Consider the following 13,902-nt stretch of genomic DNA (forward strand, 5'->3'; position numbering starts at 1 on the left):
CGCACCCGTTTCGCGCGGCGGCGTTTTTCTTTCCAGGACCGTGTTCCATCCGTTCCATGCTGTTGGATCGGTGTTCCGGCCTTGCCAAAGCCCAAACCATCGCCCACCTCGCCGAGCAGCATCATGACCCAAGTCGAGAAACCCACCGTCATCATCATCGGCCGGCCCAACGTCGGCAAGTCGACGCTGTTCAACCGGCTGATCGGCAAGAAGCTCGCGCTGGTCGACGACCAGCCGGGCGTGACGCGTGACCGCCGCATGGGCGATGCCGAGATTGCAGGGCTCGAGTTCACCGTGGTCGATACGGCGGGTTGGGAAGACGATGATCCCGAAAGCTTGCCGGGCCGGATGCGCAAGCAGACCGAAGTCAGCCTCGAAGGCGCCGATGCGGCGCTGTTCGTGGTCGATGCGCGCGCCGGGATCACTCCGCTCGACGAGGAGATCGCCCGCTGGCTTCGCAGCCAAGACGTGCCCGTCGTGCTTGCCTGCAACAAGGCGGAAGGCAGAGCGGCCGAGCCCGGTATCCTCGAAAGTTACAGCCTTGGCCTTGGCGAACCCATGGGCATCTCCGCCGAACACGGCGAGGGCATCGCGGACCTGTTTGCTGGGCTGTGGCCGATCATCGGCGCGAAATCGGAAGCCGCCGAAGCGGCAGCGCAGGCCGAAGCGGAACGGGACGAGGAAGACCTCTCCGGTCCTCTCAAGCTTGCCATCGTCGGACGGCCCAACGCGGGCAAGTCGACGCTGATCAACCGCCTGCTAGGCGAAGATCGCCTGCTGACTGGCCCCGAAGCGGGCATCACGCGCGATTCCATCGCAGTCGACTGGGATTGGTTCGATCCCAAGGCGAACGAGCAACGCGAAATCCGCCTCATCGACACCGCCGGTATGCGCAAGCGCGCCAAGGTCACCGAGAAGCTGGAGAAGCTGTCGGTCGCCGATGCCAAGCGCGCGATCGACTTTGCCGAAGTCGTGGTGCTGTTGCTCGATGCGACCAAGGGCCTCGAACACCAGGACCTCAAGATCGCCAGTCAGGCGCTCGAGGAAGGCCGCGCGCTGATGGTCGCGATCAACAAGTGGGACATTGCCGAGAACGCCTCTTACCTCTTCAACGGCATCCGCGAGGCGCTGAACGAGGGCCTTTCGCAGGTCCGCGGCGTGCCGCTGTTCGCGGTTTCGGCCAAGACCGGGAAGGGCCTCGACACCATGCTGTCGGCCGCCTTCGAGCTGCGCGAGGCGTGGAGCCGCCGTGTGCCGACCGCCGCGCTCAACCGCTGGTTCGACGATGCGCTGGAGGCCAACCCGCCGCCCGCACCGGGTGGCCGCCGCATCAAGCTGCGCTACATCACACAGGCCAGTGTACGCCCGCCGCGCTTCGTGGTCTTCGGCACGCGTCTCGACGACCTGCCCAAGAGCTACGAGCGGTATCTCGTGAACGGCATCCGCGCCAAGCTGGGTTTCGATGCCGTGCCGGTGCGGGTGGTCCTGAAGAGTCCCAAGAATCCTTACGATTCGAACCGCGGAGGGGGCGGCAAGTTCTCGGGCGGAGAGGGCCGTGACTGACGCCTTGCTGCTTATCCCCGGGATCGAGCTGCTCGAGCGGACGAGCTCCTCGATCAGGGTCCAGAACGTGGTGCAGCTGTCGATGGCTCCGGCTTTCCTGCTCGCCGGGATTGGCGCGGTCATGAACGTCATGACCAACCGCCTGATCTGGGTCGCCAACAAGATCGAGAAGATCCTCAAGGCCAGCGATGGTGACGAAGGCAACGAACTGCTGGTCGAACTCCCGGCGCTGGAGCGGCGGCGCGTCCTCGCCCAGCGCGCGGTGATGCTGAGCACGGCCTCCGCGTTCACGATCAGCATCGTCATCATGCTGCTGTTCGTCAGCGCGTTCGTGAAAGCGCCGCTGGGCACTTTCGTGGCTCTCACATGGCTCATCACGATGGGCCTGCTGATGGCCGGTCTTGCCGCTTTCCTACTCGAAACGAGAGTGGCAGCACGGCGCAATCGCGAGCGGATGGAAGAGCGGACCTTCGGCCCCTGAACCTGTCCGACTCGGCGCTGGCGGTTTTCGACCGGGGACGACCCCATGATCGTCGAAGCGCTGGACGTGCACACCGCCCTGGCCATCGCGGATATCAACCTGCGCAAGGGCAGCGCTGAACTATGGGATGGCGAACGCCGGTTGGGACGCCTCATCAAGCATGGCGGCGGTCACGCGACTTTCTGGGAACTCGGCCTGAACTAACCGTCTTCGCCTTCGCCAGCCGCTTTGGAATTGAGCTGGACGTAATTCTGCAGCCCCATGCGCGCGATCATGTCGAATTGGGTCTCGAGGAAATCGACATGCTCTTCCTCGCTCGAAAGGATGTCCTCGAATATCTGCCCGGAGGTGAAATCGCGTACCGACTGGCAATGCTCGGCAGCCTCCTTCAACAGCGGGATCGCCTCCATCTCAATCGCAAGATCGGCCTTGAGGATTTCCTCGACCGTCTCGCCGACCTTGAGCTTGTGGATCGCCTGGAAGTTGGGAAGCCCGCCGAGAAAGAGGATGCGTTCGGCCAGCATATCGGCGTGCTTCATCTCGTCGATCGACTCGTGCCGCTCGTATTCGGCAAGCTTGGTTACGCCCCAATCGGCGAGCACGCGGTAGTGCAGCCAGTACTGGTTGATCGCGGTCAGCTCGTTTGTGAGCGCCTTGTTGAGGAATTCGATGACTTTGGGATCGCCCTTCATGGCGTCGCTCTCCGCTCCAGTTCGAGTCGCACGCTTATGCGCCTCGCACGGAGGGCCAGCAAGGGCACAAGACCGAAAAACGGCGGAATTCCGCCAGTTGCGACCGATTGTCAGTAGCGAGTATTACGCGGTGACGGTGGCCGGTTCGAACGAGAGTTCGCGTTCCTCAAGCAGGATCGCGTCGGCATCGTCGAGGCAGGTACCGCAGGCAGGGCGCTTGCCTAGCGCGGCGTAGCAGGCCTCGGCATCGCCCGGACACCGGCGCGCTACATTGCGTAGCTCGTTTTCCCGGATAGCGTTGCAGATGCAGACGTACATAACTTGGCGACTTCCTTTGCGATTGATTCGCAAAAGCAGATGTAATGCGACTTATTCGCAATAGCAAGTCTTCAACGCCGCAGAGCGAAGACCCGGCCGTAGGTCAGGCAGCGCCACAGCCACTCCAGCGGGCCATAGCGGAACCGCTCAAGCCAGGGCTTCGACCAGGCGAGCATCACGAGCCACGCCGCCAGCACCACGAGATAGAGCTCGCTACGGCCGAGAACGCCGAACAGGTCCAGCCCCCAATTCCCGAAGACCACCAGCATGACCAACGAGGTCCCGAGGTAGTTCGTGAACGCCGCCCTTCCCGTCGCCGAAACGCGTTCGGCCAGCCAGCCACCTGCGCGCGACGCATACGCGGCGAGCAGCGCGACGAGTCCCAACGTCATGAAGAGGCGCGGGAAATGGGACCACCCGAGAAAAGCAGCCAGCACGCCGTAGTAGGTGAAGCCGCCCTGCATGGTCGCCATGGCGATCCAGGCTGTCAGCCCGCCCCCGACGACAAGCCCCGCCCAGCCCCAGAGCCGCTGCCTGCGCTGGTCCAGTCTGCCGCTGAATATCCCGAAGCGATAGAGCGCCATCCCGATCAGCATCAGCGGCAGGGTCTCGAAGGCGAAGAGCCAGATGTTCACGAGGGGGTCGAAGCCGTGCTTGTCGAGCGTGTGCTCCACCAGTTCCGCATAGCTCCCGTCCTGTCGGATTGCGGTTTCGCGCCGACCGTCGGCAAGGTCGGTTTCCGCCGCCTTGACGAACTCGGAGCGCACCTGGCTGAGCGCCGCGCTGTCCGGCTCCGGCCCGTCGACCGTCATCTGCATGAATATCATGCTGACCCCATAGAAAATGCCACCGCAAAGATAGCCCAGAAGCCCGAGAACGAGCTGGGTCTTGGCTTTCATCCCGATGAAGAACGACACGGCGATCAGGCCACTGACCGCGTAGGCAAACAGGATGTCCCCGCGCCATATCAGGTAGAAATGCAGGAGGCCGAATAGCCCCAGCCAGAGGAGGCGACGAACCTGCAGCCAGCGCGAGGCGCCCTTGGCCCAAGCTTTTCCCATGAAGAGATAGAGGCCTGCGCCAAAGAGGACTGTGAAGAGCCCGCGCATCTTCCCGTCGATCAGCAACAGCTGCGCAGCCCACATCCAGTCCTCGGCAGCGGAATGCCCTGTAGTGAACGCCTCGGGATACATATAGGCCGTGAAGGGCTGGCCCATCGATACGATGTTCGCCGCAAGTATCCCCATCACCGCGATCCCGCGAATGAAGTCGAGACTGGCGATTCGTCCCCCTTCCACCGCTATCGGTTGCGGACGGTCGGGTGTTGCGGATGCGTTTTCGCTGCTCGTCATCTTCTCTTTACCCCTCGTGCCTAGAACGGCCCCTCGCAGCCCTAGCGGGGAAACGGGCGAGACCCACAGCCCCGCGGCTCGCACTTGCACAGGTTTCGTTATGCAGGGTGAGGGTCACAAGGGGCGCTTCTGCAAGTGGCAGCAAGCGCTTCCGGGCAAATGTTGAACGATATTAACCCTAAATTAGGGGTAGTCTGCGATCCCCCTAATTCGAGACCGCCGCACACAAGCGGCAAAACGGATTGATACAGGCGCTACAGGGGGACCTAGCCTTGCGTGTACTGGCTTTGGCATCACAGAAGGGCGGATCGGGTAAGACCACGCTCTCGGGACATCTGGCCGTTCAGGCCCAGCGAGCGGGCGCAGGCCCGGTCGTCCTGATCGACATCGACCCGCAGGGGTCGCTCGCCGACTGGTGGAACGAGCGCGAGGCCGAGCTGCCCGCATTCGCGCAGACCACGGTTGCGCGACTCGCAGCCGACCTTGCGATCCTGCGCCAGCAGGGCTTCAAGCTCGCGGTCATCGATACGCCGCCCGCGATCACCATGGCGATCCAGTCGGTGATCTCGGTGGCCGAGCTTATCGTCGTCCCGACTCGCCCCAGCCCGCACGATCTTCGTGCCGTGGGCGCCACGGTCGACCTGTGTGAACGCGCCGGCAAGCCGCTGATCTTCGTGGTCAACGCGGCAACGCCCAAGGCCAAGATCACCTCGGAAGCCGCCGTAGCGCTATCGCAGCACGGCACGGTTGCCCCGATCACCCTTCACCACCGCACCGACTTCGCCGCCTCGATGATCGATGGCCGCACGGTGATGGAAGTGGATCCGGAAAGCCGTTCCTCGGCCGAGATCACCGCGCTGTGGAAGTATATTTCCGATCGGCTGGAAAAGCAGTTCCGCCGGACCGTGTTCGCCGCGCCCGGCCAGCAGGCCGCAGCCGTGCAGCAGCCCGGTCATCATCGTCCCGCCGGTGGCTTCGGCCGTCGGGTCGCCCAGTAAGAGCAACGTAAGGAAAGGCGGAGGCCAGCCGGATGTCAGACGCCAATTTCGCTTCCCTGTCTTCGACCCTGCTTGCACGCAAGGGCGGCGCCAAGCCTGCCATGCGTCCTCAGTCGGCAGTGCTGGGACCGGTCGACGGCGTAGCCGCGGCCGCGAACCTGGAAGACCTGGGCTGGAACGACATGGGTGAAGATTCGCCCGATGCGATGCCCGCTGCCGCAGCGCCTGCTGCGAATCACGCATCCGCATCGCTCGCCGAATCGAGCCTGATTAAGAAGCCCGCCCTTCCCCCGCTGGAAGAGCGCGAGGACTACGACGCCTCGGAACTGGAAGTCGGACAGGAGATCGAAGAGCCCCGCGTGGTTCCGATCACCCCGCTCCAGAAGAAGGACCCGTCTTCGGGCCGAAACCAAGTGCGCGAATCGCTCGATCGCATCGCCAGCCAGCTCGACGACAAGACCTCGGTCGAAGCCGACAACGAGGACAACGAGGAATTCGAGGAAGAGATCGAGGAGGCCGCACCGGTCGCCAAGGTCGTCCTTCCCAAAGCCATCAAGCCCGCCCCGGCCCGCTCGAAGGCGGCAGCCAAGGGCAAGCGCGCAGCCTTCACGCTGCGTCTCGATCCGGAGCGTCACCTGATGCTGCGCCTGGCCTGCACCGTTCGCGGCAGCAGCGCACAGCAGCTTGTGACCGACGCTCTTGACGGCCTTTTGGCCGAGATGCCGGAAATCGCCATGCTCGCTGCCCAGGTGCAGCGCGGCCCGAATTAAACTTGAAGGACGTGGGATCGCCTTTTGAGGGGTAATAGAATGAAAAAGAGCAACTCCACTTTCATCAAGCTCGCCGTCACCACGGCGCTTGCATCGACGGCCCTCGCCGGTTGCTCCGGCAAGGTTGCGCCCACGGCCGCCCATTCGGCCGGCAAGGCAGAGGTCGCCCTCCAGAAGGGCAAGGCCGACAAGGCCTTGACGCACGCCGAAGCCGCCGTGCTGGCCTCGCCGCGCGATGCCTATTCCCGCACCCTGCTCGGCAACGCCTATCTCGAAGCGGGCCGCTTCGCTTCGGCAGCGCAGAGCTTCGAAGACGCCATCGCGCTCGGCGACACCTCGCCGCGCACCGTGATCAGCCTCTCGCTCGCGCAGACCGGCATGGGCGACCGTCCCGCCGCGATCTACACGCTCGAGCGTCACGAAGCCGCGATCGATCCGTCGGACTTCGGCCTTGCCATTGCGCTGGCCGGCCAGCCGCAGCGCGGCGTCCACATCCTTTCGAACACGCTTCGCGCTGGCAACAACACGGCCAAGGTTCGCCAGAACCTCGCCTATGCCTATGCGATGAGCGGCCAGTGGCGCGAAGCGCGCCTGATGGTTTCCGAAGACGTTCCGGCCGACAAGGTTGGCGAGCGCATGGCCGAGTGGGGCGCCACCGCGCATCCCGAACTCTATCGCCAGCGCGTGGCCGGTCTGCTGAAGGTCGACATCGTCGAAGACCAGGGCCAGCCCGCCATGCTCGCGCTTTCGAACAACCCGAGCGTCGAGATGCTCGCTTCGGAGAATACCGAGGCTGAACAGCCGGCCACCGAACCGGTGATCGAGCTTGCCGTTGCCGACGAAGCACCCGCCGAAGCGCCGACCGCTCCGCCGCAGCGCATCGTGTTCGACGATCCCTTCTTCAGCGAGCGCAAGGCCGAAGCCGAAGACGAGGCGCCGCGCGCCGTGATCGTCGCCGCGCTTCCGGAAGAGACCGCTCCGGCCGCCAAGCCCGCTCCGCGTGTTGCCAAGGCCGAAGCTCCGGCCCCTGCACCGCGCAAGGCTGCGGCAGCTGCCCCGGCGCTCAACCTCGCGGACGGCGACTACAACATCCAGCTTGGCTCCTACTTCTCGATGGAAGACGCCGAACTGGGTTGGACCAAGTTCCAGCAGATGTATCCCGAACTCGCCGGTGCGGAGCGCGTCATCAGCCGCGCCCGCGTCAACGGCAAGCTCTACTTCCGCGTGGCCGCCGTTGGCTATGCCAAGAACAGCGCCCGGGCCCTGTGCTCGAGCGTCAAGGGCAAGGGCGGTGGCTGCATCGCCTACGCGCAGGCCAACCCGCTTCCGGGTGCCCTGCTCGACAACGGAACCGTACGGGTCGCAGCGCGCTAAAAACCACACGCGCACATAAAAGTTACCACCGAGCCTCGGCCTCTTCCGGATCCGTCCGGAAGGGGCCTTTTCTTTTGTTTGAAAGCCCTAGATCTCGACCGCGACCCCGCCCTTCCACAGGGCGGTAACGCGGCCTTGCGTCGGCTGCCCGTCGAAGGGCGTATTGCCGGCGGTGGCGGCCATCTTGCTGCTCTGGATTACCCAGGGCTTCTCCGGATCGACCAACACGACATCGGCCTCATGACCCTCGGCGAGGCTACCCGCCTCGACACCCAGGAGGCGCGCCGGATTGGTCGACACCAGCTCGAAGGCGCGCGTAATCTCTATCATCTCGTCCCGCACCAGCGAGAGCACCATGGCAAGCAGCGTTTCGGCCCCGGCCATGCCCGGTTCGGCATCGCTGAAGGGAAGCCGCTTGTCTTCCGGCCCGCGCGGATCGTGCCCGCTGGAGACCAGATCGATCGTGCCATCGGCGATCGCCTCGCGCACAGCGTGGCGGTCGTCCTCGCTGCGCAGCGGCGGCGAAAGGCGGGCAAAAGTGCGGAATTCCGCCGTTGCGAGATCGGAAAGCATGAAATGCGCGGGCGTCACACCGGCGGTCACCCGCTGGCCCGAGGCCTTGGCGCGGCGCACTAGGTCCAGTCCTGCGCGCGTCGTCACCTGGCGGAAGTGCAGCCGCGCGCCCGCCATGTCGGCCAGCGCAAGGTCGCGCGCGATGGCAATGGCCTCGGCCTCTACCGGCGCGCTCGGCAATCCGCGTCGGGTAGCGTATTCGCCTGCCGTGGCCACGGCTTCGCCCACCAAAGCCGCATCCTCGGCGTGCGCGATCACGGGCATGTCGAGCATGGCCGCGTATTGCAGCAGACGCAGCATCACGCCGCTGTCGCCGATCCACTGGCGGCCCGTTGCCACGCCGCGCGCACCGGCTTCACGCATCAGGGCGATTTCCGCGATCTCACGACCTTCGAGGCCGCGCGTCGCGGCGGCGAGCGGGTGTACCCAGAAATCGGGTTTGCCGCTCTTAGAAATGTAGGAAACCCGGCTCGGTAGGTCGAGCGGTGGCGACTGATCGGGCATGAGCGCGGCGCGCGTGATGCCGCCGAAATGAAACGCCGGCTTGTCGATCGCGAAAACGCCGACATCGACGAGGCCCGGTGCGACCAGCTTGCCGCGGGCATCGATGCTGTTGCCTCCATCGGCATTGAAATCACCCAACGCGGTGATCCGGCCACCTTCCATGCGCAGTGCGCCTTCGAGCAAGCCATCGGGAGTGACCAGAGTCGCGTTGCAAATCGTGACGGGTGCGGTCTTCTTCATGCCGCCTCTTCCCATCCGTCGACCCCGCGGGCGCGGCGGGTCAGCACATCCAGGCAGGCCATGCGGATGGCCACACCCATTTCCACCTGCCGCGTGATGATCGAGCGGTCGATCATATCAGCCACCTCGCTGTCGATCTCCACTCCGCGGTTCATCGGCCCCGGGTGCATGACCAGCGTATCCTTCTTGGCCTTTTCCAGCCGCGCCTTCGTCAGCCCGTAAAGGTGATGGTATTCGCGTGCCGAGGGGATGAACTGGCCGCTCATCCGCTCGGTCTGGAGGCGCAGCATCATGACGACATCGGCGCCGTCCAGCGCCGCGTCGAAATCGTGGAACACCTCGGCGCCCATCGCCTCGATCCCCACCGGCATCAGCGCGGGCGGTGCGCAGAGGCGCACGCTCGCGCCCAACGCCTGCAGGCAGAGAAGGTTGGAGCGGGCGACGCGGCTGTGGAGGATGTCACCGCAGATCACGATGTTGAGGCCGGTGAAGTCCTCCGCGCTTTCGCCGCGCTCGCGCAGGGCGTTGCGCAAGGCCAGCGCATCGAGAAGCCCTTGCGTCGGGTGCTCGTGTTGCCCGTCACCTGCGTTGAGCACGGGGCAGTCGACCTTGTCGGCGATCAGCCCCGTCGCCCCGCTCGACCAATGGCGGATGACAATGGCGTCGGCGCGCATGGCGTTCAGCGTGATCGCAGTATCGATCAGCGTCTCGCCCTTCTTCACGCTCGACTGCGCGGCGTGCATGTTGACCACATCCGCGCCCAGCCGCTTGCCGGCGATCTCGAAACTCAGAAGCGTACGGGTCGAATTTTCGAAGAAGGCGTTGATGATCGTAAGCCCGGCCAGCGCGTCGACATGCTTGGCGCTCTGCCGGTTTAAGGCCACCCACTGTTCTGCCTCATCCAAGAGGAAGAGGATCTCGTGACGTTCCAGCTGGCCGATGCCGAGGAGGTCGCGATGCGGGAATGCGAGGCCACCCGCAGGATAACGGGCCGCATGGGGCGAGGTGTCCGAAGGTGTCATTAAAGCCATGCCCTTAGTCGAGGCCTATCGCCCCCTCAAGCATATTCCTGTGGCGCAAGGCTGCGCCCTTCCCTAGGCTTGCGCCAAGAGTAATACTGGGGACGTAATTTCATGCATTTTGCAGGCAAGGTCTGGCGCTTGCTGGTCGGCATCAAGGACGGGCTCGTCCTTCTTTTCATGCTGCTGTTCTTCGCGGCTCTTTTCGCTATTCTCACCGCACGGCCCAGCCCCGCGCAGGTGCGCGAAGGGGCGCTGCTGCTCGAACTCGACGGCGTGATCGTCGAGGAGCGCACACCGATCGATCCTTTCGCCGCCCTGCTTTCGGGTAGCGCGCCGGTGGGCGAATACCAGGCCCGCGACCTCGTGCGCGCCATCAATGCGGCCGCAAGCGACGAGCGGATCACCGCCGTCGTCCTCGATCTCGATCGTTTCATGGGCGCCGGCCAGGTCCATCTTGCCGAAGTGGGCGCGGCGCTCGACCGCGTACGCGCCGCCGACAAGCCCGTTCTCGCCTACGCCACCGCCTACGCCGATGACGGCGTCTTCCTTGCCGCCCACGCCAGCGAGGTCTGGGTGAACCCCCAGGGCGGTGCCTTCGTCGCCGGGCCGGGAGGCAATCGCCTCTATTACGCCGGCCTGCTCGACAAGCTGAAAGTGAACGCCCGCGTCTACAAGGTCGGCACCTACAAGAGCGCGGTCGAACCTTACACGGAAAGCAGCATGTCCGAACCGGCGCGCGAAAACGCGCAGGCGCTTTACGGCGCGCTGTGGGAGGAATGGCAGGCCAATGTGAAGAAGGCCCGCCCCGCTGCCGACCTCAAACTGGTCAGCGGCGATCCGGCGGCCTGGGTCGAAGCGGCCAAGGGCGACCTTGCCACCGCCGCGCTCAACGCCAGGCTGGTCGACAAGCTGGGCTCGCGCACAGAGTTCAACGAACGCGTGGTCGAACTGGTGGGTGAAGACGAGTGGAGCGAGCTTCCCGGAGCCTATCCCTCGACCCAGCTCGCCGCGTGGCTTGAAGATAATCCCTGGCCCCGCGAAGGACGCGAAATCGGCGTCGTCACCATTGCGGGCGAAATTGTCGATGGCGAGGCCGGCCCCGGTACGGCGGGCGGCACGCGTATTGCCACGCTGCTCGACGAGGCACTTGACCAGGACTTTGCAGGTCTGGTCGTACGCGTCGATTCCCCGGGCGGTTCGGCTCTCGCGAGCGAGGAAATCCGCAACGCCATCCTGCGCCACAAGGCGAAAGATATCCCGGTGGCCGTCTCCATGGCCAATGTCGCGGCAAGCGGCGGCTACTGGGTCGCGACGCCGGCCGACCGCATCTTTGCCGAGCCCGAAACCATCACCGGCTCGATCGGCATTTTCGCGCTCATCCCCACTTTCGAAGACGCGGCAGCCAGCATCGGCGTCAACAGCGACGGCGTGCAGACCGGCCCGCTGTCGGGCCAGCCCGATCCGATCGCCGGCTTCACGCCCGAGGTCGATCGCATCCTGCAGGCCTCGATCGAGGACGGCTACACCGACTTCCTGACGCGTGTCGCCAACGCGCGCCAGATGACGCTCGAACAGGTCGACCGCGTCGGCCAGGGCCGCGTCTGGGACGGCGGCACGGCGCGGCAGATCCGCCTTGTCGACGAATATGGCGGCATGGCCGACGCGCTCGAATGGGTCGCCGCGCAGGCCCAACTTGGCGATGAGAAATGGTCGGCCGTCTATCTCGGCGACGATCGCAGCACGACGGATACCATCCTGCGCCAGTGGCTGATCGGGGAAGAAGAAGCCGGTGGGCGCGACGTGTTCGCCCTGATCGCCGCAGATCAACGCGCGAAAGCCGGGATGGTCCTGGCCGACACCCAGCGTCTCCTCGGCACGAGCGGAGCGCAGGCCTATTGCCTCGTCTGTCCTTCGCCCGCCCGCGCCAGGGTTCAGGGGCAGCGCAGCTTCGACGGCTTTGTGGCCAAACTGGCTTCGCTTTTCTCCGATTGAGCCGCTTGCCATTAGGCGATTCGCCGCGTAATGGCGCGCCCCTGCCTGGCAATCATTGCCACAAAAGGGCGGGCGCGTAGCTCAGTGGTAGAGCACACCCTTCACACGGGTGGGGTCGCAAGTTCAATCCTTGCCGCGCCCACCATCTTTTCAATGACTTAGAAGAGATGGCCCGCGTTTCCATGAAAAAAACATGAAAAACATAGGTGGACTTCCGCGAACATCGGCAGTGGTCCGCGCTCGCTGAGAGTTCGGTCTTCGGCATGGGCGACATGCCAGATTTTCATCACTGAACCAGAAGGTTACCGCTTTTTCACGATTGATTGGCATGCAATGCCGACAAGAACCGAGAGAAAGCATGTCAATCCATCAACCGATCCCTCCGACCAAAGCCATCGAGCTTGTGGAATTCAGAAACCTCGATGGAGCTGATTGTCTTCTTGCCGATTTTGCTGCTGCCGGTCTGATTAAAACATATGCGCTTAAGCGGGAAGTAAGACCCGTTGGAGGTCCGACAGAAATGGTGCGCGATGCCCAAATTCCGCCCGAGGATTGGGAAAGGATTATCGCATGCAAGAAGGTCAGCGTCGCATTGAAAGGTGGAACTGTCCGGCTTGAAGGATCGACTCTCCACGGCGGAACACCTTCGGTGCGAATTACCGGCATCAGCTTTTCCGAAACCTCGCTCGTCAAGGTTCTCGATCGTTACTGCGTCACCACGCCTACTAACCTTGCGAAGCGAACCCCCACTCCGAATTTGGACACGACGCTAAACGAACCCTTTCCGCCCTCCAAAAGTTGCAAGCCAACAAACGAGGATGTCCAGCCGATAAAGCCAGGAGCGCTGACTGTTTCTGTCGCGCAAGCCATGCAAGCGACTGGATTGGGACGAACCACAATCGATAAGCTTATGCGGAACGGCACGCTCCACAGAACGAAAGCCGGCAGGCGCACACTGATTACCGTCGAGAGCATCGAACGATATGTCGGCGTGAAGGTGAGACAATAGAACACACTCGCTGATGTCGCATGATCCTTCCCTCGCAGTCGTTTAACGGCGGCTGCTTTGCGCCCCAATCCAAGACGTAGCCACCCGAGATTTTAGCTCCCAAGAGCGGACATTCGCATAGGTCGATGAACGCGGGTGGCCGCGCGGAGAAGGGGGTTGCTAAGATACGATTGTGATTTCTCGTTAAAGAGTTTCGAATTCTTTCTTGGCCACCCAACAGCGAAGAGTGCGGTGGATCCGCTTGTAGCCCGAGCGAATTTCGATGGCTTCTACGCTTCGACCGCGCGCGCCTAAACCGTTTGATTAGGGAGACGATCAAGTGTCAGCGTTCCAGCAGTGTTTATTGAGCGTCGCCATTGTCGCGCTGTCCAGAATGTTCCCTCAAGCTGATCCTTCTCATTATCGTAGAACAAGCAGGCTGCTGCATCGAAACTGGGATCATCCGCTTGGTTATCGGTGTCGTTTTGCTGGCTAAAGAAATAGCAGAGCGAGGGCCGTTCAGTTTCCGAACGCATGCGCGGCATGACGATATAACTTGTCGAGTTTTTAATCGGTGTATCAGCGCGCGGATTGGTCACTTTGATCTTGATGGACCACCACGATTGTTCAATCTCGGCGACCAGTGAGACAGGCAACAACTCGGCAAGCTCGTCCGCTTCGCAAATTCGAGGGTCGAAACTACGTCGCCGATCGGAGGCCGCATCAAGCAACTGCATCTGACGCGACCAATTGCTGCGAAGCGTCATAGCCCACTTGCCGTTGAGGTCCGGGAACACGTGGTGCCCGAGATCGGGCAACCAGCCAACCTTTTTACTCACCGCCCAAACCCATCGCCAGATCGGGTTCCATGTAAGGGCAACACAGATTGCCCAAACGATGCTTGGTATTGCCAGCCTTCGAACTTCGATATCGAATGCAGACGTAGCGAATTCTATCGCCAGGAAAACGCCCACGGCCAAGAGTGCCGCAGCGTAGATCAGCGCTTTTACCGGGAAAATTCTGTACATTGTTTGT

The 13,902-nt window shown here is 63.3% G+C and carries 14 protein-coding genes and 1 tRNA gene; 9 read left to right on the forward strand and 6 right to left on the reverse strand.

Annotation, left to right across the window (positions count from 1 at the left end; genetic code table 11):
- Positions 1 to 123: 123 nt before the first annotated feature.
- From der to ED21_RS15445, 3 genes are read left to right on the forward strand one after another with little or no spacing between them, the layout of a single operon-like run.
- Positions 124 to 1,563, forward strand: a complete 1,440-nt coding sequence (der, locus tag ED21_RS11445) for a ribosome biogenesis GTPase Der (protein WP_006834066.1) — start codon at positions 124 to 126, stop codon at positions 1,561 to 1,563.
- Positions 1,556 to 2,044: a DUF2721 domain-containing protein gene (locus tag ED21_RS11450; protein WP_006834067.1), complete on the forward strand. Its 489-nt coding sequence runs from the start codon at positions 1,556 to 1,558 to the stop codon at positions 2,042 to 2,044. The genes der and ED21_RS11450 overlap by 8 nt, the downstream gene beginning before the upstream one ends.
- A 45-nt stretch (positions 2,045 to 2,089) precedes the next feature.
- Positions 2,090 to 2,248, forward strand: coding sequence for a hypothetical protein (locus ED21_RS15445; RefSeq protein WP_006834068.1), 159 nt, complete (start codon positions 2,090 to 2,092; stop codon positions 2,246 to 2,248).
- Here the strand turns inward: ED21_RS15445 and bfr are convergent.
- From bfr to ED21_RS11465, 3 genes are all read right to left on the reverse strand, one after another.
- Complete coding sequence (bfr, locus tag ED21_RS11455) at positions 2,245 to 2,736, reverse strand: bacterioferritin (RefSeq protein WP_006834069.1); 492 nt, start codon at positions 2,734 to 2,736, stop codon at positions 2,245 to 2,247. The genes ED21_RS15445 and bfr overlap by 4 nt on opposite strands.
- 123 nt (positions 2,737 to 2,859) lie before the next feature.
- Positions 2,860 to 3,054 carry a bacterioferritin-associated ferredoxin gene (locus ED21_RS11460; protein ID WP_006834070.1) on the reverse strand — a complete coding sequence of 65 codons (195 nt, stop codon included), beginning with the start codon at positions 3,052 to 3,054 and terminating at the stop codon, positions 2,860 to 2,862.
- Positions 3,055 to 3,125: 71 nt separating this feature from the next.
- Positions 3,126 to 4,406, reverse strand: coding sequence for a DUF418 domain-containing protein (locus ED21_RS11465; protein WP_034922489.1), 1,281 nt, complete (start codon positions 4,404 to 4,406; stop codon positions 3,126 to 3,128).
- Positions 4,407 to 4,678: 272 nt separating this feature from the next.
- Between ED21_RS11465 and ED21_RS11470 the strand changes: the two genes are divergently transcribed.
- Genes ED21_RS11470 through ED21_RS11480 form a run of 3 tightly spaced genes read left to right on the forward strand, consistent with a single transcriptional unit; the run spans position 4,679 to position 7,548 of the window.
- Positions 4,679 to 5,404, forward strand: a complete 726-nt coding sequence (locus tag ED21_RS11470; protein ID WP_034922491.1) for a ParA family protein — start codon at positions 4,679 to 4,681, stop codon at positions 5,402 to 5,404.
- Between the two features lie 32 nt (positions 5,405 to 5,436).
- Positions 5,437 to 6,174 (forward strand): hypothetical protein, encoded by a 738-nt coding sequence (locus ED21_RS11475; RefSeq protein WP_006834073.1) that lies wholly within the window; start codon positions 5,437 to 5,439, stop codon positions 6,172 to 6,174.
- Positions 6,175 to 6,213: 39 nt separating this feature from the next.
- Complete coding sequence (locus ED21_RS11480; RefSeq protein ID WP_006834074.1) at positions 6,214 to 7,548, forward strand: SPOR domain-containing protein; 1,335 nt, start codon at positions 6,214 to 6,216, stop codon at positions 7,546 to 7,548.
- Between the two features lie 87 nt (positions 7,549 to 7,635).
- On the opposite strand, the gene ED21_RS11485 is transcribed toward ED21_RS11480, so the two are convergent.
- Both ED21_RS11485 and ED21_RS11490 read right to left on the reverse strand, forming a co-directional pair.
- On the reverse strand, positions 7,636 to 8,865 hold the full coding sequence (locus tag ED21_RS11485; RefSeq protein ID WP_006834075.1) for a dihydroorotase family protein: 1,230 nt from the start codon (positions 8,863 to 8,865) through the stop codon (positions 7,636 to 7,638).
- Positions 8,862 to 9,887, reverse strand: coding sequence for an aspartate carbamoyltransferase catalytic subunit (locus tag ED21_RS11490; RefSeq protein WP_006834076.1), 1,026 nt, complete (start codon positions 9,885 to 9,887; stop codon positions 8,862 to 8,864). The genes ED21_RS11485 and ED21_RS11490 overlap by 4 nt, the downstream gene beginning before the upstream one ends.
- A gap of 111 nt (positions 9,888 to 9,998) precedes the next feature.
- Here ED21_RS11490 and sppA point away from each other — a divergent pair, with 111 nt between their 5' ends.
- The 3 genes from sppA (at position 9,999) to ED21_RS15450 (ending at position 12,888) form a co-directional block, all read left to right on the forward strand.
- Positions 9,999 to 11,879: a signal peptide peptidase SppA gene (sppA, locus tag ED21_RS11495; protein ID WP_006834077.1), complete on the forward strand. Its 1,881-nt coding sequence runs from the start codon at positions 9,999 to 10,001 to the stop codon at positions 11,877 to 11,879.
- A 70-nt stretch (positions 11,880 to 11,949) separates the two neighbouring features.
- Positions 11,950 to 12,024, forward strand: a tRNA-Val gene (locus ED21_RS11500).
- 213 nt (positions 12,025 to 12,237) lie between these two features.
- Positions 12,238 to 12,888, forward strand: coding sequence for a helix-turn-helix domain-containing protein (locus ED21_RS15450; protein WP_156787451.1), 651 nt, complete (start codon positions 12,238 to 12,240; stop codon positions 12,886 to 12,888).
- Between the two features lie 290 nt (positions 12,889 to 13,178).
- Here ED21_RS15450 and ED21_RS11510 read toward each other — a convergent pair whose 3' ends face one another.
- Positions 13,179 to 13,895 carry a hypothetical protein gene (locus tag ED21_RS11510; RefSeq protein ID WP_006834079.1) on the reverse strand — a complete coding sequence of 239 codons (717 nt, stop codon included), beginning with the start codon at positions 13,893 to 13,895 and terminating at the stop codon, positions 13,179 to 13,181.
- Positions 13,896 to 13,902 lie beyond the last annotated feature (7 nt).

This window comes from Erythrobacter sp. SD-21 (assembly GCF_000181515.1).
GTDB lineage: Bacteria > Pseudomonadota > Alphaproteobacteria > Sphingomonadales > Sphingomonadaceae > Qipengyuania.

What these genes read in the sequence shown, in the direction of transcription:
- der (WP_006834066.1), top strand. Translation starts at nt 124, where the DNA reads ATGACCCAAGTCGAGAAACCCACCGTCATCATCATCGGCCGGCCCAAC.
- ED21_RS15445 (WP_006834068.1), top strand. Translation starts at nt 2,090, where the DNA reads ATGATCGTCGAAGCGCTGGACGTGCACACCGCCCTGGCCATCGCGGAT.
- bfr (WP_006834069.1), bottom strand. Translation starts at nt 2,736, where the DNA reads ATGAAGGGCGATCCCAAAGTCATCGAATTCCTCAACAAGGCGCTCACA.
- ED21_RS11460 (WP_006834070.1), bottom strand. Translation starts at nt 3,054, where the DNA reads ATGTACGTCTGCATCTGCAACGCTATCCGGGAAAACGAGCTACGCAAT.
- ED21_RS11465 (WP_034922489.1), bottom strand. Translation starts at nt 4,406, where the DNA reads ATGACGAGCAGCGAAAACGCATCCGCAACACCCGACCGTCCGCAACCG.
- ED21_RS11475 (WP_006834073.1), top strand. Translation starts at nt 5,437, where the DNA reads ATGTCAGACGCCAATTTCGCTTCCCTGTCTTCGACCCTGCTTGCACGC.
- ED21_RS11480 (WP_006834074.1), top strand. Translation starts at nt 6,214, where the DNA reads ATGAAAAAGAGCAACTCCACTTTCATCAAGCTCGCCGTCACCACGGCG.
- ED21_RS11485 (WP_006834075.1), bottom strand. Translation starts at nt 8,865, where the DNA reads ATGAAGAAGACCGCACCCGTCACGATTTGCAACGCGACTCTGGTCACT.
- ED21_RS11490 (WP_006834076.1), bottom strand. Translation starts at nt 9,887, where the DNA reads ATGACACCTTCGGACACCTCGCCCCATGCGGCCCGTTATCCTGCGGGT.
- sppA (WP_006834077.1), top strand. Translation starts at nt 9,999, where the DNA reads ATGCATTTTGCAGGCAAGGTCTGGCGCTTGCTGGTCGGCATCAAGGAC.
- ED21_RS15450 (WP_156787451.1), top strand. Translation starts at nt 12,238, where the DNA reads ATGTCAATCCATCAACCGATCCCTCCGACCAAAGCCATCGAGCTTGTG.
- ED21_RS11510 (WP_006834079.1), bottom strand. Translation starts at nt 13,895, where the DNA reads ATGTACAGAATTTTCCCGGTAAAAGCGCTGATCTACGCTGCGGCACTC.